This window comes from Ruegeria sp. AB5, assembly GCF_056542645.1.
In genome coordinates this window covers 107,975-127,259 of record NZ_JBQGAE010000013.1, presented here as the reverse complement: position 1 = coordinate 127,259, position 19,285 = coordinate 107,975, and the positions used below count along the sequence as shown (strand labels likewise).

Annotated in this window: 19 protein-coding genes and 1 pseudogene; 7 read left to right on the top strand and 13 right to left on the bottom strand. The window is 55.3% G+C overall.

What is annotated here, in order from left to right; all coding sequences use genetic code 11:
- Window positions 1–111: 111 nt before the first annotated feature.
- Genes ACR0L4_RS18795 through ACR0L4_RS18785 form a run of 3 tightly spaced genes read right to left on the bottom strand, consistent with a single transcriptional unit; the run spans window position 112 to window position 2,801 of the window.
- On the bottom strand, window positions 112–1,284 hold the full coding sequence (locus tag ACR0L4_RS18795; RefSeq protein ID WP_480514593.1) for a serine hydrolase domain-containing protein: 1,173 nt from the start codon (window positions 1,282–1,284) through the stop codon (window positions 112–114).
- A complete protein-coding gene (locus ACR0L4_RS18790; protein ID WP_480514592.1) occupies window positions 1,281–2,123 on the bottom strand; it encodes a CPBP family intramembrane glutamic endopeptidase in 843 nt (280 codons plus the stop codon). Before ACR0L4_RS18790 ends, ACR0L4_RS18795 begins: the two co-directional genes overlap by 4 nt.
- Before the next feature lie 45 nt (window positions 2,124–2,168).
- A complete protein-coding gene (locus ACR0L4_RS18785) occupies window positions 2,169–2,801 on the bottom strand; it encodes a TetR/AcrR family transcriptional regulator (protein ID WP_170755074.1) in 633 nt (210 codons plus the stop codon).
- Window positions 2,802–2,982: 181 nt separating this feature from the next.
- On the opposite strand from ACR0L4_RS18785, the pseudogene ACR0L4_RS18780 reads away from it, so the two are divergent.
- Window positions 2,983–3,613, top strand: a pseudogene (locus ACR0L4_RS18780) (tyrosine-type recombinase/integrase); the annotation flags it as partial.
- 170 nt (window positions 3,614–3,783) lie between these two features.
- On the opposite strand, the gene ACR0L4_RS18775 reads toward ACR0L4_RS18780, so the two are convergent.
- Together ACR0L4_RS18775 and ACR0L4_RS18770 are read right to left on the bottom strand one after the other, a co-directional pair.
- Window positions 3,784–7,131 (bottom strand): ATP-binding protein, encoded by a 3,348-nt coding sequence (locus ACR0L4_RS18775; RefSeq protein ID WP_480514591.1) that lies wholly within the window; start codon window positions 7,129–7,131, stop codon window positions 3,784–3,786.
- A gap of 367 nt (window positions 7,132–7,498) precedes the next feature.
- Entirely contained in the window at window positions 7,499–8,158 is a 660-nt protein-coding gene (locus tag ACR0L4_RS18770; protein WP_480514589.1) for a TetR/AcrR family transcriptional regulator, read from the bottom strand.
- Window positions 8,159–8,259: 101 nt separating this feature from the next.
- Here ACR0L4_RS18770 and ACR0L4_RS18765 point away from each other — a divergent pair, with 101 nt between their 5' ends.
- From ACR0L4_RS18765 to ACR0L4_RS18750, 4 genes are all read left to right on the top strand, one after another.
- Window positions 8,260–8,901: a hypothetical protein gene (locus ACR0L4_RS18765; protein WP_480514587.1), complete on the top strand. Its 642-nt coding sequence runs from the start codon at window positions 8,260–8,262 to the stop codon at window positions 8,899–8,901.
- Window positions 8,902–8,917: 16 nt separating this feature from the next.
- Window positions 8,918–9,433, top strand: a complete 516-nt coding sequence (locus ACR0L4_RS18760) for a nuclear transport factor 2 family protein (protein ID WP_480514586.1) — start codon at window positions 8,918–8,920, stop codon at window positions 9,431–9,433.
- Between the two features lie 37 nt (window positions 9,434–9,470).
- On the top strand, window positions 9,471–10,448 hold the full coding sequence (locus ACR0L4_RS18755; protein WP_480514585.1) for an oxidoreductase: 978 nt from the start codon (window positions 9,471–9,473) through the stop codon (window positions 10,446–10,448).
- Between the two features lie 350 nt (window positions 10,449–10,798).
- Window positions 10,799–11,089, top strand: a complete 291-nt coding sequence (locus tag ACR0L4_RS18750; RefSeq protein ID WP_480514583.1) for a hypothetical protein — start codon at window positions 10,799–10,801, stop codon at window positions 11,087–11,089.
- A 753-nt stretch (window positions 11,090–11,842) separates the two neighbouring features.
- Here ACR0L4_RS18750 and ACR0L4_RS18745 read toward each other — a convergent pair.
- Both ACR0L4_RS18745 and ACR0L4_RS18740 read right to left on the bottom strand, forming a co-directional pair.
- Window positions 11,843–12,085: a hypothetical protein gene (locus tag ACR0L4_RS18745; RefSeq protein ID WP_480514582.1), complete on the bottom strand. Its 243-nt coding sequence runs from the start codon at window positions 12,083–12,085 to the stop codon at window positions 11,843–11,845.
- Window positions 12,082–12,606 (bottom strand): hypothetical protein, encoded by a 525-nt coding sequence (locus ACR0L4_RS18740; RefSeq protein WP_480514581.1) that lies wholly within the window; start codon window positions 12,604–12,606, stop codon window positions 12,082–12,084. The genes ACR0L4_RS18745 and ACR0L4_RS18740 overlap by 4 nt, the downstream gene beginning before the upstream one ends.
- A 304-nt stretch (window positions 12,607–12,910) precedes the next feature.
- Between ACR0L4_RS18740 and ACR0L4_RS18735 the strand changes: the two genes are divergently transcribed.
- Window positions 12,911–13,237 carry a MerR family transcriptional regulator gene (locus ACR0L4_RS18735; RefSeq protein ID WP_480514598.1) on the top strand — a complete coding sequence of 109 codons (327 nt, stop codon included), beginning with the start codon at window positions 12,911–12,913 and terminating at the stop codon, window positions 13,235–13,237.
- Window positions 13,238–13,518: 281 nt separating this feature from the next.
- Here ACR0L4_RS18735 and ACR0L4_RS18730 read toward each other — a convergent pair whose 3' ends face one another.
- The gene (locus tag ACR0L4_RS18730; protein WP_480514579.1) at window positions 13,519–14,454 is read right to left on the bottom strand and encodes a hydrogen peroxide-inducible genes activator; all 936 of its coding nucleotides are present in this window, start codon (window positions 14,452–14,454) and stop codon (window positions 13,519–13,521) included.
- Window positions 14,455–14,721: 267 nt separating this feature from the next.
- Here ACR0L4_RS18730 and ACR0L4_RS18725 point away from each other — a divergent pair, with 267 nt between their 5' ends.
- Complete coding sequence (locus tag ACR0L4_RS18725) at window positions 14,722–14,946, top strand: YdcH family protein (protein ID WP_480514578.1); 225 nt, start codon at window positions 14,722–14,724, stop codon at window positions 14,944–14,946.
- 85 nt (window positions 14,947–15,031) lie between these two features.
- Here the strand turns inward: ACR0L4_RS18725 and ACR0L4_RS18720 are convergent, their stop codons facing one another.
- The 5 genes from ACR0L4_RS18720 to fdh3B form a co-directional block, all read right to left on the bottom strand.
- Entirely contained in the window at window positions 15,032–16,252 is a 1,221-nt protein-coding gene (locus tag ACR0L4_RS18720; RefSeq protein ID WP_480514577.1) for a c-type cytochrome, read from the bottom strand.
- A gap of 17 nt (window positions 16,253–16,269) precedes the next feature.
- Window positions 16,270–16,425, bottom strand: coding sequence for a hypothetical protein (locus tag ACR0L4_RS18715; protein ID WP_170751746.1), 156 nt, complete (start codon window positions 16,423–16,425; stop codon window positions 16,270–16,272).
- 3 nt (window positions 16,426–16,428) lie between these two features.
- Window positions 16,429–17,544, bottom strand: coding sequence for an Mrp/NBP35 family ATP-binding protein (locus ACR0L4_RS18710; RefSeq protein WP_480514576.1), 1,116 nt, complete (start codon window positions 17,542–17,544; stop codon window positions 16,429–16,431).
- A gap of 103 nt (window positions 17,545–17,647) precedes the next feature.
- Window positions 17,648–18,661: a formate dehydrogenase subunit gamma gene (locus ACR0L4_RS18705; protein WP_480514574.1), complete on the bottom strand. Its 1,014-nt coding sequence runs from the start codon at window positions 18,659–18,661 to the stop codon at window positions 17,648–17,650.
- Window positions 18,662–18,680: 19 nt separating this feature from the next.
- Window positions 18,681–19,277 (bottom strand): formate dehydrogenase FDH3 subunit beta, encoded by a 597-nt coding sequence (fdh3B, locus tag ACR0L4_RS18700; protein ID WP_170751752.1) that lies wholly within the window; start codon window positions 19,275–19,277, stop codon window positions 18,681–18,683.
- Window positions 19,278–19,285: the final 8 nt, after the last annotated feature.

Genomic DNA, 19,285 nt, shown 5'->3' with positions numbered 1-19,285 from the left:
GCGAAGAGAAGCGTGACCCGGATGAGCGACAGTGATCCGATACAATGAAAGAAAACGAGCTTGACCCAAACACCCAATTGGAGAAACGGACATTGCAACCCTAATAGTCTCTTAGTGCTGTAGGGCTCGAATGAGCGAGCGTGCAAGCGCCTCCTCTAAGGCTGGAACCAGATCAGTGCTATCGTCTACTACACCCACGTCGCTATTGATCTGGAACGCAATTGTGAGGTCGTGGTCCGCATAATGCCTCAGGCTTGAGACGTAACCGGGAATCCAGCCGCCGTGACCGAATACGGTGCCGTGCGGGGTTTCGTGGTAGATCGCAACACCAGCGCCGTAGAACACGCCCGGTGCATCTGGATGGACCGCCACCCCGTCCAGCAAGGAGCCCAAATACTCAGTGTTCATAGCAGCACCTGAAAACAACGCATGCCCCCATCGAGCAAGGTCGGTTGAGGTGGATGCAAATCCACCTCCTGTCCATTCGACCAAGGGGTTCCACGTCAGGCGACCACCCTCATCCACCGTACGCGGCGCAAGGCCAAATGGATTGTCGTCGACGGTGTATCCAACGGCAAGGCCCTCGAACGCTGTATTGTCGGATGGAACGGTAGCCTTGAGGCCCAACGGCAGAAGCAGGCGTTCAGTGGCAAGTTCGAACACACTTGCGTCCGTCGCAGCCTCCATGACCAAGCCCAACAGAATGTAGCCGGTGTCGGTGTAGCTCCATGCTGCCCCGGCCTCAAAGAGCGCGGGCTCGTCCAATACAAACGCAACCAAGTCCGATGGATTGAAGGGGGTCACGCGACCCATTGTGATCAACTCCGTAGCAACTCCATCCATGTGAACGTGGTCGGGCAGCCCCGATGTATGGGTGAGTAGGTGAGCTACAGTTATCTCGTCGGCGTTCGGGACTCGAACAAACCACGGTTCGTCTCCGAGATATTCCGTCACCAAGTCGGATCGTCTGATCAGCCCATCTGCCTCAAGTGAAAGTACGAGGGCGCCCCAGATGGTTTTGCCGATACTGGCGGCCAACATCACAGTTTCAGGCGTCATCGGAATGCTTGCTTCGACATCCGAGTGACCCACGGCAAAGCTACGAACTTCTCGGTCAGAAGAGACATAGGCGACTGTTGCACCTGGAAATCCGTAGGCCTCATGAAAGGTTTCCAGCAGTGCCTGCACGTCGGCGTCTGGGTCAGGCGGGCCTGCACTCGTGGCTTGGGCAATCAACAAGAAGCATGCTGCGAAGACCGCAATTGCACGAAGGAGCGGTATCATTGGCCTAACGGCCCGTCTCCGGGAATAACCTCGGTTGCAGCGCTGTTCAGCGACAGCATGGTCTCTCGGTTCCACCAGACAACAACACACGCGACGACGAGCAGAATCCACGTATCGTAAGGCTGAGCGTCCGACCAGATCGGAAGGATCAACTGCCAGTGGAATACCATCGGCCAAAACAGGCTGCCCCGCCCTGAATTGAAGATGGGTGTTACAAGGACTGCCAGCGTGATGTTGCCGAGAAGAAATGGAAAAAAGTTCCACCCGGCAAAGACCGTGCCGGACAGGAAGAACGCCGGAAGATGCCAGACGCCCCAAATGGTCCCAATAATCATGCCCGCCCAAAGTGGTGCGACATGCCGTTGCAGAATGGGCTGCGCCACACCGCGCCAGCCAAACTCTTCAATTGGACCCAAGAAGAGCATCATGAAGGTGATGGCGATCATTGCGCCGACACCTTCGGGCGGAATTGGAGCGAGGAGCGGGCCCGACTTGAGATACGACCCGATCATGAAGACAACAGGGATGCCGATCAGGATGAAGGCCACCCAGAGCGAAGACAACCGCCACACGAAAAGCCGGGAAAGAAAGCCTTTCAGGCCAGCGACACCGCCAAAGTAAAGCACAAGCACAAAAGCCGAGATCGCCGGTGCCCATGTCGCGACAAAGAAGAACGGGTGCGATCCGCTGATCTCCCCAAACGTCGATGACGACCAGTCGGGCGCCACAATGTATATACCGATGACGCCCCAAGTGATGGCGAACGTCAGAAGTAAAAAACCTATCAGAGCATAGGATGGGACCGAGAAGGCCCGTGTTGGTGCAGCAATATCTGCCATGGGAAAATCCCCCAAAGTTTGAGATGTGTTTCCCTGCTCATGCCTCTACTCCACAGCCCGGATGGGGTTCATGAAGTCAAAGCTTCTCGGCGGAGCGCCGAGTGCTTTCTCTATGATTGTTTGCGTTACCAAGCGTCGCGTACGAAGTTCAGCCTCACTGAAACCGAACATATCGCCATCCGTCAGGAACTGGGCGCCGGTGAAAAGAAACTGGATAGTTTCCAAGGGTCTCTCGACCTCAAAGACGCCTTCGCCAATCCCTTGCTCGACGATCCGGGCAAGGATTGGCGAGAGTTGGAGAACAGTCTGAATATTGGTGAGTTCGTGCAGTTCCCGGTTCTCCGGAAGATGCAGCATCTCGGCGACTTCAAGGCTGTCGTCGTCGCCGATGTGGCTGTTGCCGAGCAGCGCCGTCATCTTTTGCATCGCGGTGAGCGACGGCTCATCTGCAACGCCTTTCGCCATTTTAACGATCTGGCTGAGCGTCTTGTCGACAATGGCTTCGAGAATGTCGGGCTTCGACTTGAAGTAGTAATAGAACGTCCCCTTCGCGACGCCGATTTCACGAATGATCATCTCCACCGAGCACTTCGCATACCCATGCTGACGAAACAGTCGATCCGCTGTCTCGACGATCTCCGCGCGTCGCTCCTCTGGGGCTTTGACGATCCGGGCCAAGGTGAGTCTCCACTTTGCGATCTTCTTATTGACTGACCGTCGGTCAGTCAAGTTAATGAACGCCTAGAAGAGCACTCCGATGCGGAGCTGACACCAGTAGGATCAACTAAAATCTGTGATACCGTCCATCAGCAACATTGGGTTGCTGCTGGGAAGGGCATGGTGGATCGGAGGATCAGCCATGGAAACTACACCAAACTTACCAGCCATTCGCGCTTCGTCCGGCGTGGAACGAGGGCCGCATTGTCGGACAGAAACGGCCTCTGAAGCCAAAACACGTTTGAGCGATCAGAGTCAGACTTGAACTAGCAGAAAACCACCGCGATCTCGCGCTGTTCAACATGGCCATAGACAATAAGCTTCGTGGCTGCGACCTGGTGAAGCTGAAAGTTGTCGACGTTATTGCATCAGGTCAGATTAAGGAACGAGCGTCGGTCCTTCAAAGCAAGACACAGAAACCTGTGCGCTTCGAAATATCCGAAAGTACGCGAGCCTCTGTTGAGAAGTGGATGGAAGATGAGTTTGTGGTTGGCTCAGACTACCTTTGGCCTGGCCGCTTCCACGAGCGACTTCACATCTCAACTCGCCAATATGCGCGGATCGTCTGCGACTGGATGACATCAATTGGTTTAGAAGCAAGCGCCTAAGGCACCCACTCAATGCGTCGAACAAAGGTAACACAGATCTACAAGAAGACTGGGAACCTTCGCGCCGTCCAGCACTTGCTCGGACACACCAAGATGGATAGCACGGTTCGATACCTCGGTGTTGAGTTGGAAGATGCATTTGCATCGGTTGGGTCGCTTTCATTAGCGGCCCGAAGCGGTCACTTGACCAAGGGTCGAAATGCCGCCTCTGCAGCCCGCATTCCAGACCTTCGCCGTGTGTGCGAATAATGGTTAAACCATCACAGAGATACTTCCCACTCCTGCAATGGATCTATGCGGGGTGCGCCAACGGCTATGTTGCCGTTGCTACGGAGTTAGGAGAACTCATCCAGAAGCCGTTTTGCCTTGATGAGATCCGGGATGTCTTGCCCCCTGCTGAACCAGGCATAAATCGGGGCCAACAACTCCTGAGCCTGGCTGGTTTCACCCTCGTCTCGCATTAGGCGTGCAAGCCCAACCGAGGTGCGCAACTCCCACAATTTGGCATTCTGCTTGCGGGCAATACCGAGTGCCTGGAGATACAACTTCCTGGCACCGGTGTTTCCATCTAGACCAGCCCGTTCAGAGTCTCCGAGCATCCGTAAAATCTCGGCGTTGGCCCACCGCTCTGAACCTTGATCGATCATGGTAATGACTTTGTCCCGCGCTTCTGCCGCGCGCTCATATTGGTTTACCGCCAACAGATTAGCGACATGATGGGAATAGAGGTAAGGCACATAAATATGCGTGTTTGATTCTTCGCATCGTGCCATGCCCTCTTCCATCAGATCGACGGCTTCTTCCGGTTGGCCCCTTGACGGCAATACAGCTGCAAGAACCAGCATTGCGATCCCCTTCCACATCACTAACCCATGCTCTTCCGCCACCTGGATCGCTCGACGGCTGAATTCTTCGGCCGTTTCGTGCTTGCCAAGCAGCCAAGCCAGCATGCCGTAGTGGGTATAGGCGTAGCCGATGGTGTTTGAATGACCCAGCTGTTCGGAATGCTCCGGAACGCCGATCATCTCGTCCCATGCGCTGCTTGGAAATCCACGACAGGCCAGGCCAATCGCGCGGTAACATCGCAGGCCCAGATGGGGACTCTGGCCGTATTGCCGCGTGAGATCCGGCTCGCGTTCCGGGTCGTACAGCTTAAGCACCCGTTCGTAGTCTCTCTCTGCCGTTTCTAAGGCACCGGTCATCGTTCGGCTGAGATAAAAGGATCGGGCGGACATGAACGAGTGATCCGGGTTGTGGTCGCCTGAAGCGGCATCGAACATTTCCTCGGCAATTTCGAGTGCGTTCGCCTGTTGACCACTGACATGAGAGATGACCCAATTGCCATAGTAGATCGGGAACCGGTGTGGTGACTCGCCGATAGAGTTGACCAAGCGTCGCGCCTCGGCAAAACCGTCAACCGTAACGGGATGTGCATAGCCGCGCCCTGCCATGTTTGTATGGTTGAGCCGCAGCAGTAGCTCTAATTCACGTTCTCTGTCGCACTCGCCTTCCTTTGCACCGCGCACCAGGCGCAAGGCGCTCTCAAAGTGGCTTACGGCTTCGCGGTGGGCTGGACGTGCAAACGCATCGTCACCGGCCCGTGCCCAATACCGGATCGCCTTTTCCGTCTCGCCGGCCTGCTCGGCATGGTAGGCGAGGATCTCTGGCTGTGCGTCCCCTTTTGCTTCAAGCGCCGTGAGCAGGTCGGCATGAATTGTTTGGCGTCGTGACTTCAGAAGGCTCTCATAGGCTGCATCACGCACCAGCGCATGCTTGAAAAGATAGCTGGCTTCTGGGGGTGTCCCGCGACGGAACAACAGTTCCGCTTCCACCAGGCGATCCAGCGCCGCCGCGAGGTCATCACCCGAGTGGGAAGTGATAGCAGCAAGCGTTTGGTAGTCGAAGGTCCTGCCGATCACAGATGCGATCTGAGCGATTTCCTTGACCGGATGCAAACGATCCAGGCGCGCCATCAAACTGTCGTGCAAAGTTGCCGGAATGGACAGTGCGCTGAGCGGTCCCGTCAGCACATAGGCACCGCCCTCTTCACGCAACGCGCCGGACTCCAGAACCACTTTGGCAACTTCTTCGACGAACAACGGCACACCGTCAGTTTTGGCAGCGATCTCGTCGAGAACTGGATCGGGCAGAGACTTGCCCCCTCCGACGCGCGCCACAATGTCGGCAACCTGCGAACGACCCAGTCGATTTAGCATCAGGCGGGTAACAACCGGATGACCGCCAAAGCCATGCTCGAACGTAGGGCGAGCGGTCATGAGAACCAAGATGCGCGAACTCGCGACCGAATTCAAAGCCAGCTCAACGAGTTCCAGCGTCGTTGGATCAATCCAGTGCGCATCTTCGATCACGAAGCAAACAGGCCGAGCCTCAGCCAAACCCACGAGTTGATCGATTAATGCCTGGAGCAGCCGTGAACGCAATTGTTCCGGGCTGAGGTCGGACGCGCCGTAGCGTGTTTCCGCGTCAAGTGCCAACAAAGGTGCAATCAACGGTGCGTGGGCAGTGGTGTTTGACGTGCCTTGCCCCAGCAACGCTTCGAGCTTGTCGAGTCTCGCGTCGTTGTCGTCTTGCGCAGCGAACCCGGCAGACAGGCGTAATTGCTGGATCGTTGGATAGAGGGCGCTATCGGTGTGGTAGGGCGAACACTGATAGCGGATTTTCGTGTGATCTTGGTCTCGCACCTCGTCGAACAGGGCTTGCGTAATACGCGATTTGCCAATCCCGGCCTCTCCCGTCAGCAAGACCATCTGGCCTTCGCTTTTTATAGCTTGCCCCCATCGCTCCATCAGCAACGCCAGTTCCTGGTCCCGACCAACGATCTCTGACACAATCGCGGAATCTCGCCCCGCAAACCGGCTCTCCAATGTCCGCTCACCGACCACCGAGTAGGCGGCGACTGGGGCAGCCAGGCCCTTTACATCGTGCTGGCCCAGATCGTCGAGTTCAAACAGGCCACCCAGCAACCGACTTGTTGTTTCGGCCAATACGATTTGACCTGGTCTCGCCAGCGCTTGAAGGCGCGCTGCGAGGTTCGGCGTGTCGCCCACCACTGCTTCTTCGCGCGCCGACCCCTCGCCGACTAGATCGCCGACCACAACCAACCCGGTCGCGATACCCATCCTTGCTGCCAGCGGCGTTCCGTCCGGCGCGCTTAGACGCTCAATGGCCTCAAGCAATGCCATGCCGGCACGAACCGCTCGCTCAGCCTCGTTTTCGTGTGCCCTTGGCCAGCCGAAATAGGCCAGCGCACCGTCCCCCATGAACTTGGCAACGTGGCCGTCAAGGCGCGTGATCTCGCCAGCAACAGCATTCTGGAATCCCCGGATCACCTCCCGCATTTCCTCGGGGTCGAGCCCTGCTGAAAGGGATGTTGAGCCGACCAAATCCACGAACATCACGGTCAGCTGACGTCGCTCTGCGGATTGATCGGATGTGGGAACCGGGGGGCCGCTTTCATCTGCGGACGTTTCAGTGTCTTGTTGTACCAACTTAGCAGCATTCGCCAGCAAACGGCGACGGGGGCCAAGCGGCAGGCCTAGGTCTTTCAAATCCTGTTCGGTGACGTGGGGAAGATCCAGCAGGGCGACCTCGTTCTCCGCCAGCAAATCGGCATATTTTCCAAGTTCAAGCCGCTGCAGCCACTGTTTGAGATCTTCCACCATTCGAGTCTCCCTTTCAGCATCCTACCAGATAGCGAGGATTAGACGAGGTTTTGCTGATCGTGGCTCGGCCCAGCTTCCGTCGGGCTTTGTTGGGTGCGTAACAGACTGAAGTTTCAGCCAACAATTTCACTTGGCAAGCACTCCATTCCGCAGTCACATTGCCATTGTGATCGCACTTGGCTCTTTTGGGCGTCTGATGCAGCGTGGCATGGCCCCTGCCCTTCAAACTTGTGAACCTCGAACACGGCCCAATCAAATCATTGACTAGGTCTATCGGCGCTGCGCTGCAGCGTCGCCACAACAAACATTTGTGTTCGACTGAAGGGAACTTTTGGACCTAGCATTCGAGACAGGTTGAAATGGTTGGTCAGCGCTCCCTTAAGTCAAGCGTCGATGCCGCCCATCGAACGACCTCAGCTTTGAACGCCGCATCATCAACTTCAGCCAGTGCGGACCTTTGCTGATAGGGATCAGACAGTGCATAAAGCATTGCGTTGATCTGATCGATCACAAACGAAACGGCTGACCTAGGATCAGGGTGGTTGATTTCAGATCGTCGCTCGAGGATCAGCTTCAACAATGCTTTGCCCCCTTCCAGCTTTATCTCGGCCATGTGAGCTTTCAACTCAGGATCATCCGCCATCACCAAGGCGGTCGCGATCTTCGAATTGCCCGCCTCCTGGCGCTGTTGCAACCGAAAATCAACATAACCCTCGATCAAGTCCCTGACTGACGCGCCTACCCATAGTGCAGGGTCTGCAGCTTGTTTGCTCTGATCCATCATGGTCTGGGTCATGCGGTGAAACAGCGCATAAAAGAGCGCCCTTTTATCCTTGAAGTGGTGATAGACGGAACCGACGGAACTTCCGGCCCGTTTGGCAACATCGGCAATCGATGTCCCTTCCATCCCCTTCTCGATGATCAGTTCTTCTGCAGCGTCAAGCAGCGCTGCCTGGGTTTTCTCACCACGCGTCTGCTGGCTTTCTCGTCGCCAGTGCAGGTCTGATAGCCATCGGTCCTTGTCCATCCGCAATCCATATTAGAATCTTTGTTCGGCTTCTTGACATATTACGAAACTGCCGTCAAAACATAATTAGAATTCTAATTCTATTATTAAGGCCAGAATATATGTCTCGACTTCGCACTTTCTCACGACGTGCCTTCCTGACCGGGCTTGCCACCGTTGGCGGAGGAATAGCACTTGGCTATGTCACAACGCCAGGCGCGGCGCGCGATGAAGACGAACCAGTGTCCTGCCCTTTCCTGGCCATGGATCCGCCCGATACTACCAATTTGTGGAGCTTCGTCCGAGGCTGTGAAGCCAATGGCATGAGCTACTCCATGGCCATTTTTGTATCGATGCAGGTGACCTATTTCCAAAAGGGTTTGCTGGCCGTTCTTCGACATGAAGCGCCTGATATCTACCGGCTACATGAAGTGCCTGGCATCTCGCATGAAGACAAGTATTGGGTGTACCGGAACGAACTGCGCCCCATCGCAGATGACATGGCCATCGACGGGACGTTGACTCTTCAAAACCTCGTTGAGCTCAAGGAATGGGTAGCGGGCAATATGGGTGTCACACCCAATGACGCTAGTCGCATCGAAACTGCTCTCCTGTTCGTGCGCGCCGGAGGAAGCTTTGAAACCTGGACCGTGGATACGGAGGATGTGTTCCTTCTGATCTCGCGCCAGCGTCCCAAGGCAGAAACAGAGGTGACCATCCGCAAGATGAACGAGGCCCTGGAGGCCGCGGAATGGACATTCTGAGGAAAGAAAAACATCAATGAAGAAACGTGACTTCTTAGCATTTTCGATTGCGATAGCCGGGCTCTGGTTCCCGATCGCCACACGGGCGCAAACCAACGACCCAACCATTGAGGACATCCGAGCACGCAGTCTTGAGACAACCAAAACGCTATTTGCTGCAGTTGAGGCCAAGAACCTGGACACATTGATGGACGGCTTCAGCGAAACGGCTGTCTTTGCCCAACGGTTCCATCCGTCCGGCCCCGATTTTGCCTATCGGGGCACCAGGGAGATCAGGCAAGGTATGGAGGGAATTTTTGCCCTGATTGAGACCATTGGCTATACTGGAACAACCTACACTGTATCAGCCGATGGCCGTTCCGTGTTTATCGAGACAATGGGCGATATGACATTGGCAGGGAGCGGAAAACCCCACAACAACGGATATATTTTCAGGGTTGATTTCGATACAGAAGGATTCGTCGAGAAATTCACGGAATACACGAACTCCTTATACCTCGTGCAGACGATTGACCTGCTTCAAAGCCAGTAACTCTGGTCTTCAAACCTGAATCCCGAAAGGTGACCTCATGGCACAATCTGAGCAAATCCCCGTTCAATCCGGGTTTCATGCAAAAAGCACCGCAGCCGAGGTGCTTGCGGATATCGATCTGTCCGGCAAGACCGCCATAGTCACCGGCGGCTACAGCGGCATCGGCATAGAAACAGTCAAGGCTCTGGCTGGCAAGGGGGCCGCAGTGATTGTACCTGTGCGCTCGGCCGAAAAAGCCAAAGAAACAATGGCAGGGCTTTCGGGTGATATCAGAACCGCTCCTATGGACCTGGCCGACCTGGGATCCATCAGCCGTTTCGCTTCGGAAATGACAGGCAGCCTCGAAAAACTGGATCTGCTGATCAACAACGCAGGTGTAATGGCCAGCCCGGAAGCCCATGTCGGCCCCGGTTGGGAATCCCAGTTTGGCATTTGTCACATGGGTCACTTTGCACTGACAGCCGAGCTTATGCCGTTGCTGAAATCGGCTGGCGACGCTCGCGTCGTGTCCCTCTCGTCAACGGCGCACAAAATATCGAACATCATCTGGGATGACATCCACTTCGAGCGCAGTGCTTACGACAAATGGCGCGCCTATGGCCAAGCCAAGACGGCCAACGCACTATTTGCCAATGCCCTGTCGAGGCGGTTGAAACCAACCGGCGGGCTTGCGTTCTCGGTGCATCCAGGCGGTATATTCACCCCGCTGCAGCGCCACCTGCCGCAAGAGGAAATGATTGCCCTGGGCTGGCTCAATGAAAATGGTGATCCGTCCGACCTGGCCAAGGCAGGGTTCAAAAGTCCCGAGCAGGGCGCGTCCACGACACTTTGGGCAGCAACATCACCGCAACTATTGAGCAAACCCGGTGTCTATTGCGAAAACGCTGATGTGGCCGAAGTAACCGACCCCGACAGCCCGATGGCTCGGTATGTCGGTATAGATCCCCATGCCTGCGATGACGACGGCGCCGAACGCTTATGGCAGCTGAGTGAGACGATGCTCAAGTCGGCTTGATCTGGTCGCACGCGGCCGAGGCTGTGTGAAAACTCTGGCCGTCCGGCGAAATAGGCCGAAAACACCCTCTATGTGCGTTCTCTCGCGCTGCTGAGAGAGCTTTTTGCACAGGTGTTGAAAACGAGCGCGACGAGAGAGATGCCGGGTCGAAGTTTTCACACATCCTCGGCCCAAACTTGCCGTTTACTAGTTGAGTTCGTGCAACGGTGTTGTCTTATTACCGAAAGAGGACCTTGAATCATGGGTTCAATAATTTCCTCGCCAACGGGCAACCAAGCGGCTGCTTAGGGTATTCTTACATTTCGAACAAAATGCTACATTCCTCGCATTACTATCAAAGGAGTTTTCTTGTGCGCTGTGTTATCCTCACCGCAACCGCCCTCTCGTTGTCCGCCTGCGTGTCAAACCAAACTGTCGCGGATACTGACTTGCCGTTTTTTGGTGACGGTTATCGCGATGAAGGCGACCAGTGCCGCCGGATCGGTGAAGATGATTTCACCACCCAGTTCCTTGATGACGCTGCCGACTTGGTCGGTTGCCCCGAAGACATGGAGAATCTGGGCGTATTCATCATCGACACTGGCGCTGTCGAGGTAGGTCGCAAAGGCGGATACATACTATACTCTGTCCCTGTGCGTTAGTCTGCGTACCAAGTTGGAGAATACATTCGTTATCCCTTAAGCTGCTGAAATAAGGCTTATTGAGCACGGACCGCCCAGACCGACCTTGAGCGGCGCCACCCGATGCTGCGACGCAGCCCGCAATGCTGACGCTCGCTGCCAGAGCGAGATGAAAGGCCAAATGGACTCACAATCTGCAAGACAAAACTATGCTTGCAGAACTGACATATTTTCCAACCTTCGCTCCTAATTGCCAACAGAAGAAGATCGGGCGAGGAAGAGTTTTCATTCGCCATAACCACCGTTGAACAACTCAAGAGAGGTTTCTCATTTTGCTACTCAGAATACTGGCAAGCGCTGCAACGCTTGCATCCACAACTGTCAGCGCAACGGAAACCCACGGGCTTGTTGGGAAACTTCTGGACCTAACGGCGGTCGTCAAGAGACTGACAGGTCTGAGAGTTTTACGGGATCATTGAATGAATAGCTGTATCGATTTGTTCCGACGCCTAGCTGAGTGACCTCGAACCAATCTGGCTGGGTGAACAGGCCGAGTTCCGGAGTGATGTGGTGAGGAACGAACCGCTAGACTAAGCCATGCAGATCAGCGAATCGCCTTCGAACAACCACCGCGCGAGTGATGACGCGACTTGTGCGGGCTGCTTTTTCTTTTACAACGGCGAAGCCGCAGGCAGCACCCCACTAGCACAAGACGTGACAGAACGGTGTTTGCAGGACAGCTTTGGGTCATTCGACTCCGATTCTGCGACGGCCTCAGGAGTTCGACTCTACTAAAAGCCTCTCTGCTACGCTTAACAATTGCTCTCTAGTTAACTCAAATTCTTCACCTTCTTCCATTGCCACAACTTTCATTATGAAAGGTTGAAGCCCCTCTTCAAGATCACGGCAATGTTCAAGAAAGATTTGATGTGCCCATCTTGCAACTTTCACTATCTCGTAGTTTTGCTCACACTCAGATTTGAGAGCCTCTACGAATTGTTTCTTTGTGTAATTCATCGGCCAAGCTCTCTAGCTGTTGGAGGATAGTGCTGCGACTGGACTTGTCTCCCATTGATCATTTTAGGATGCACTCGATTTACATTACCCGCTTGATTGTATGATTCCATCCATGAACGCACCTGTACTGTTTGCGGATTATGTTCAGTTACATAGGAAGCTCCACGTTTAGCTCCTGGATTTGTTGCAGGAGTTTCTGGGCCATAATAACGGAATCTTCCATCCGGTAGAGTTCTCGTTCTAGCAGCGTCTTGTTTTGCACTTTGGAGAGCTGACAATTTTGAACGTAATGCTGCACCTGCATTTACACTTTTTGCACCAGTCCCAGCTACGCTCTGTGTGGCGACCGTGCTTTGCAAGGCTTTTTTTCTTCCTAGAAGCCCTTTTTTACCCCAAGCAAAAACTTTTGTTACGGCCTTTACTTTTCTAAGCACGGTTTCGCCTAGACCTTGGGCAACACCCGCGGAGTCGCCATTACTTAAGCTTTCGCCCACATCCATTGCGCCGTTAATTCCGGCCAAATCGCCAAGGATACTATATCCTCATTCAATTCTGGCTTCCCGTTTGGCGTTTCCGTCTTTGTACTCACCGTAGTTCGCTCTACCGAGGCTATCCGCAGTGCGCCAGCGAGAGCCTCGCGGCAGTGACCATTCAAGTGCGTGGTTTTCGACTAGTGAAGCTGGAGCACGGCATTGTAAACAGATCGACGACGGACGGAAGCAAGGCAATTGGTGGTCAGGTTAATAACTTTGTTCCATTCTATTGCTCTTCAATGGCGAAATAAGTCTTGAACCTCACGTGGCGTGAGGTCGTATCAATTGAACCATTTCACGAATCAAACTCTTAAAAGTTGGACAGTTAGCCGAGCAATCCGGTGTCACGGTGCGCACGCTGCATCACTACGACGAGATCGGATTGCTCAAACCAGCCATGCGCGGTGGATCAGGCCGACGGTTATACGACAAAGACAGCGTACTAAGGCTTCAGCAGATCCTGACCTATCGCACGCTTGGTCTCGCATTGGATGAGATAACGCAGCTTTTAGACGATCCTTCATTTGATCGTCATGCGGCTCTTTTCGTTGTCTTTCTCATCGTCCACTCCTCAATGGTTACGATGAGCCAAGAACACTCTCTTATCAAATTGCCCTAGTTGGACCCATAAGCGCTGACGTCAGACACCGCGAACCTCGCCACCATCTTGGCAGTTGGCGCGCTTGCTCGTCCAAGCCTTCTGGAAAGAACGCTCGACTATTAGCTTCGCATTGAGGCAAGGGGTGGCCTACGCTGCACATCGCAAGGATGGCATTGGCACTTTTCTCCGCCCTAGCGAACGGAGTGGCGCGACAGGCTATAGAGGACGAATTCCGTAGTGCCCAATCTAGTAGTTCAACCGACGGGCGTCTTGGGCGGAGACATGAAAGGCGTTTGCAACTAGGATTCTAAATTCACCAGAGCTTTGAAATCTCCTTTGGCTATTGTTCGGATCACGTCCGCAAAAATTTCGAAAGCTGCGTGATTTCCGCTTGATTTTCTCCAGGCAAGACCGATGGACCGCGAAAAGCCGCCGCGTTGATAAGGGATCAGCGCAACATCCCCACCGGGCTCTTGTATCTCTGAAAAGGCATAGAGCGCGGGCAGGAATGTCACCCCCATGTTCATGGCCGTCATCTGCCGCAAGGCATCGAGACTGGTTCCCGCATAGTCCTCTTGCAGTCTAGCGCCGATCTCGTTCGCAAGTTGAGCAACCTGGCTGTGCAATATGTACCGCTCGGACATCGCAAGAACGGTTTCATTAGCCAGATCCTTGTCTGTCGCCACCTTTTTAGCAGCAAGCGGATGGTCAAGCGCCACCGCCAAATGAAGCGGTTCGCGCAGTAGGCGAACAACCGTGACATCTGTCGATTGCACTGGCAATTGGGTCAGGATCAGGTCGTGGTATCCATTGAGCAACTCATCAAGCAGATCGGCAGGTGCACCATCCCGGATGACCAACCGAAGATCGGGGTAGAGTTGATGCAGATGGCGCAATACATTCGGCAACAGATAAGGACCCAGTGTTGGCGATGATCCCAAGCGAATTGTCCCGGCCAAACCGGCTTTCATTCGTTCGGAGGTTTCCTGCAAAGCGGCAACATCGGTCAGAATGCTCTTGGCCTTTTGCAACACCTCTCTTCCTTCAGGTGTCAGCATGGCACCCGCGCGCCCCCGCTCCACCAGCTGCAGTCTCAGTATGTCTTCAAGATTCTTGATCTGAAGGCTCAGAGACGGCTGGCTGATCCCGACCCGTTCTGCGGCTTTGCGGTAGTGGCCTGTGTCGGCGAGTGCCTTGAAGTAGTGCAATTGCTTAAGGGTCGGCTGCTCGTTCATTCGATAGTTTTTTCCAATCAATTTATCAAGTTCAATAGGCTAGATATTCTCCTGACGCAAGCCCATCTAGGTGGTGCTGAACACAAATACACGGCGGTCGTTGAGTGCGCGCAGTTCAAGCAAACGTTGCAGACCGTTTGTCACAAGAGTGATGCAGACCGCGCTTTGCCGCAGCGTTGGCAAGTCACCGTCCAGTCAATCTAAACCACAAGTGACGCTCCGGATAATGCGGCAAACTCCGGCCAGTCCGACAAAGGAGTTACGCAAATGAACATGCAAGTGACAAGCAAAGTGGCGAAAGTGGGATCGCATCTCGCGGCCCTGGGACAGCGCCATCAAGCGCTGGAACACCGGATCGCCAAATTCGAGCGTCAGCCTTCTCCTGATCCGCTGGTGCTACAGAGACTGAAACGAGAGAAGCTGCGTCTGAAGGACGCGATGCAATATTGTGAGGGTGTATTGCGCACCCTATCCCGCGGTTTAGCGAAATGAGACGTTCATAAGAAAGGTTCTACCACCCGTCGCCTCTGTCACGGCTGTTCTTCGTGGCCGAAAAGTTTTCCATGCCGGTCACGCTCTAACGCGCGGCCCGGGCGAGAAACTCGACAAGAGCCTGCCGGTCTGACGCACTCGGTATTTTCTGTTCGGGCATTCGGCTACCTGGTGTGTATACCGTCGGACCGTACTTAAAAAGCTCTGCCACGGTTTCCGGTGTCCAGGTAATGTCCATCTCGCGCAGCGCCGGAGAGTAGTCGTAGCCTTCTGCCGTTCCGATCATCCGACCGAAGACGCGATAGAGTGTCGGGCCCGCGCGTCCCTCATCATCCGGTGTCAATGCGTGACAAACCGCGCAGGCGCGGAACACTTCGGCCCCTCTTGGATTGGTCAGGGTCGGCTCAGGTACTCCGCGGCCAGCCCCCATTGGGTCACCCGCCAGGGACCATCGCCGAATAAATCCGTCGTTGCCACCTGTCAGGATCTCTGAATTGAGCAGAGCGATAGCCCAGACCGCGCCCTGACCAGTATCAAAGCGCGCCCGAACTTCCAGTGTCTCCGGGTCTAGCACCCAGACCTGACCGGTCATGTCCGCAGCAACAACGGCGCTGCGATCCGCCGTAACACTGGTCAGTGGCCGAGTGGTGAGTTCGATCTTCACGTTTGGGACATCAGGTGCGACGCGTGCCACAAACCCGTCTGAGCCGGCCACGAACAGAGACAGGCCATCGGTCGCTAGATCTGCGGGCAAAGCCTCCAAGTCGAGCATTGAACGTGCCGAACCGTCACTGCCCCAAATTCGAAGACGAAAGTCCGACCCTACACTTGCCAACCCATCTCCGTAAGCCACCATTCCGGTGATCTGACCACTGTGACCGTCTAGATACTCAGGTGCATCTGATCCCGACCAAAGCGCAATCTGACCATCCCACGAGGCAGATGCGAAACCGCCAGACCACGCTGCAAGGTCAGCAACAGGCATTTCATGCCATTGTTCGAACCGAACAGGCTCAACCCCGCCATCCCAAATAGCAATATGACCATCCTGTCCGCCTGAGACGAACGACCCGTCAGGCAGGGGAAGCACCGCTGTCACGCCACCCGAATGTACACGGGTGACTTGCCGCGCGACAGGTCCTTCCCAAACGATGGCACGGGTGTCAAAAGACCCCGAATAGATCATCCCGTCTTGGTGAGCCAGGGCTCGTACCGGGCCGCCATGCCCGCGAAGGTCCTGCCCGACTGAGGGCAGAGGCAGGGCGCAAGTTCCAAGGACAAGAGCCAGCGTGAAACGGTCCGCCATTTCAGGCGACGACCGGCTCAATAATTGATGAGATTGTTACCTGGCTTGTCGACCCGGGCGCCTTCGGTTGTGAACACGCTGTGGGCATCAGCCTGAAAGTTCCCGTTCAGGACAAAGGACGCTCCAATTGCCACCACGAGGCAAACGGCCAGAGACGCGACGAAAGCTTTCATGAGTTACACTCCTACTTGAATTTTTGGGGTTTCGCCGGGAGCCGCCGCCAGAGCGCTCCACAGCGTTTTGGCCATATCGATGTAAATCTCGCCCAGAACACTGTCCGGGTCCCGAGCCACGATCGGTTGACCATTGTCCGAGGCGGTTCGCAATTCCATCGTCAAGGGCACGGCACCCAGATAGGGCACGCCCATCCGGTTGGCTTCTGCCGCCGCACCACCAGCGCCAAATATCTCATGTGTCGATCCACAATCGGGACAAATGAAATGTGCCATGTTTTCGATGACACCAAGGATCGGCACTTCAACTTTTCGAAACATTGCGATACCGCGGCGGGCGTCGATCAAGGCCAGATCCTGAGGCGTCGATACTATGACTGCACCGGATAATTCGGTGCCCTGCGCGATTGCCAGCTGCGCATCTCCGGTGCCCGGCGGCATGTCGATAACCAAGACGTCCAACTCACCCCAATTCACCTCGGCCAGCATCTGCGTAATTGCCGACATAACCATCGGTCCCCGCCAGATCATCGCCGTTTCCGCATCAACCAGCATGCCCATCGACATGGCAAGAAGCCCGTGTGATTGCATTGGCTGCATGCGACGATCGGATCCGACGCGTGGACGACCGTAGAGGGACAGCAAGGTCGGAAGGGACGGCCCGTGGATGTCGGCGTCCATGATCCCGACCTTTAGGCCCAACGCGCGCAGACCAAGCGCCAGATTGACGGATGTCGTCGATTTGCCGACCCCGCCCTTGCCCGAGGCCACAGCGATCACGTGACGTACACCTGAGAGGACCGGTGGTGGGACCTTCTGATTGGCGTCAGGTGTTCTTAGTTTTGGTGGCGGGGTTGATGCGGGTTTTTCGCCAGTCAGTACGACGACCGCATCTTCGCAGTCCGGCACTGATCTTAAGGCCGCTTCCACGCGAGCACGGGTTTCGGCATAGGCCGCGGCCTCCCTCGCCTGAATTGAAATTGCCAGATTGACTCTGCCAGCCGCTAAAACCGGGCCTGAAACTCTCTCCGCACCCAAAACCGGTGACCCGTCAGGAAGAGAAACTCCCTCAAGTGCCGCGCGGGCAGCGGATAGCTGATCATCTTCGGTCATTTTCATCTGATATCTCTGAAAGCGCGCGTTTGCCGGTCTTGCCAATCAAAGCGCCAACCTGAGCAGAGGGTCGGCAAGGGTCTCCCGCCGACCACATCCTTGATGGGCGTCACTCTGCGGGGTGAAGCTTTTTGTCAGTGGCGGGCTGTTCACTCTGCCCCTGGACTTCTTCGACCCAGAGCGAGTGGTGTTCCTTGGCCCAGTTCAAATCCACCTCGCCAGATCCCATCGCGTCGAAGGCGCCTTCCATACCGACCGAGCCGATGTAGATATGCGCAATGACGATGGCTGTCAGAAGCGCTGCAATGATACCATGCAAAATCTGGTACAGCTGCCACGTCCCTTCGCCGCCTGCCCAATCGGGGAACAGCAGCATCACACCTGTGAAAGACAAGGCGGCTCCGCCCAACACGACCGACCAGAAAATGACTTTCTGCCCGGCATTGAACTTCTTCGCTGGTGGATGGACTCCTTTAGAAAACAAACCGCCCGCCTGTTTGATCCATTGAACGTCCAGCTTGTTGGGAATGTTGTGTGCCACCCAGGTCAGGAAAACCATCAGCAGACCCAGCATAAAGGCAAATCCCATATAATTGTGCGCAACTTTGCCCCAGGCCGACAGGGTGCCAAACGCGTTTTCGCCAAACAGCGGCAAGATAACCGCCCGACCAAAAATCAGGTTCAGGCCCGTCAAAGCCAACACGATGAACGACACGCCCATCAGCCAGTGGGCAAAACGCTCAAAACTGTTGAAACGCAGAATTTTCTCGGCCGATCGTCCGGCATCAATGCGAATCTTACCGCGGATCATGTAGAACGCCATGAGAACTGCAAGAATCCCGACAAACGAAAGGATTGTCACAACACGGACCGGGCCTCCGTGGGTTGAGGCCCAGTCCTTGTTGCCAGGTTTGATCAGCCCGGCCGAAAGGCCATCGGGAATCGAAACCCGCCCTGCGACCTGCCCGTCCGGGTTCAACGCCTGCATCAGCGTTTCTTCGGTCACAGATTGCGCCGTCGGGTTAACCTGCTGCGCTTCGGCCAACTGTGGAAACGCAAAGAGCGCGACCAGACCGAAACAGAGGATGGCGACGATACGAGCCGTGAGTGATGATGGTTTCATCGTTTCGCTTCCTTCCCTCTTACACATTGACGGTTTCACCGTAGGCACTGCGCCAGCCCCATGCGCCCGAGCCATAGCCGCGGGTCACAACACGCTCACGATAGATGTCGGCAATGATATCTCCGTCACCGGCCAAAAGAGACTTGGTCGAACACATCTCGGCGCAGATCGGCAGTTTGCCTTCCGCCAATCGATTGGCGCCGTATTTGATGTATTCGGCCTCGGTCATGTCCGCCTCCGGACCACCTGCGCAATACGTGCATTTGTCCATCTTTCCGCGAGTACCGAAGTTGCCAACCTTGGGATATTGCGGCGCTCCGAAAGGGCAGGCAAAGAAGCAATAGCCACAGCCGATGCAGGTGTCCTTGGAGTGCAGCACCACACCGTCATCGGTGGTGTAAAAGCAGTCCACCGGGCACACGGCCGCGCAGGGCGCGTCGGTACAGTGCATGCACGCCATCGAGACCGAGCGCTCGCCCGGCAAGCCGTCATTGATGGTGACAACACGGCGACGGTTGATGCCCCACGGCACTTCGTGTTCGTTCTTGCAGGCCGTAACACAGGCGTTGCACTCGATGCAGCGGTCCGCGTCGCAAAGAAACTTCATCCTTGCCATTTTTCGTC

Bases quoted from the DNA above. Each gene is read 5' to 3' on its own strand.
- ACR0L4_RS18795 (WP_480514593.1), bottom strand. From the start codon at position 1,284: ATGATACCGCTCCTTCGTGCAATTGCGGTCTTCGCAGCATGCTTCTTG.
- ACR0L4_RS18790 (WP_480514592.1), bottom strand. From the start codon at position 2,123: ATGGCAGATATTGCTGCACCAACACGGGCCTTCTCGGTCCCATCCTAT.
- ACR0L4_RS18775 (WP_480514591.1), bottom strand. From the start codon at position 7,131: ATGGTGGAAGATCTCAAACAGTGGCTGCAGCGGCTTGAACTTGGAAAA.
- ACR0L4_RS18770 (WP_480514589.1), bottom strand. From the start codon at position 8,158: ATGGACAAGGACCGATGGCTATCAGACCTGCACTGGCGACGAGAAAGC.
- ACR0L4_RS18765 (WP_480514587.1), top strand. From the start codon at position 8,260: ATGTCTCGACTTCGCACTTTCTCACGACGTGCCTTCCTGACCGGGCTT.
- ACR0L4_RS18760 (WP_480514586.1), top strand. From the start codon at position 8,918: ATGAAGAAACGTGACTTCTTAGCATTTTCGATTGCGATAGCCGGGCTC.
- ACR0L4_RS18755 (WP_480514585.1), top strand. From the start codon at position 9,471: ATGGCACAATCTGAGCAAATCCCCGTTCAATCCGGGTTTCATGCAAAA.
- ACR0L4_RS18745 (WP_480514582.1), bottom strand. From the start codon at position 12,085: ATGAATTACACAAAGAAACAATTCGTAGAGGCTCTCAAATCTGAGTGT.
- ACR0L4_RS18730 (WP_480514579.1), bottom strand. From the start codon at position 14,454: ATGAACGAGCAGCCGACCCTTAAGCAATTGCACTACTTCAAGGCACTC.
- ACR0L4_RS18725 (WP_480514578.1), top strand. From the start codon at position 14,722: ATGAACATGCAAGTGACAAGCAAAGTGGCGAAAGTGGGATCGCATCTC.
- ACR0L4_RS18720 (WP_480514577.1), bottom strand. From the start codon at position 16,252: ATGGCGGACCGTTTCACGCTGGCTCTTGTCCTTGGAACTTGCGCCCTG.
- ACR0L4_RS18715 (WP_170751746.1), bottom strand. From the start codon at position 16,425: ATGAAAGCTTTCGTCGCGTCTCTGGCCGTTTGCCTCGTGGTGGCAATT.
- ACR0L4_RS18710 (WP_480514576.1), bottom strand. From the start codon at position 17,544: ATGAAAATGACCGAAGATGATCAGCTATCCGCTGCCCGCGCGGCACTT.
- ACR0L4_RS18705 (WP_480514574.1), bottom strand. From the start codon at position 18,661: ATGAAACCATCATCACTCACGGCTCGTATCGTCGCCATCCTCTGTTTC.
- fdh3B (WP_170751752.1), bottom strand. From the start codon at position 19,277: ATGGCAAGGATGAAGTTTCTTTGCGACGCGGACCGCTGCATCGAGTGC.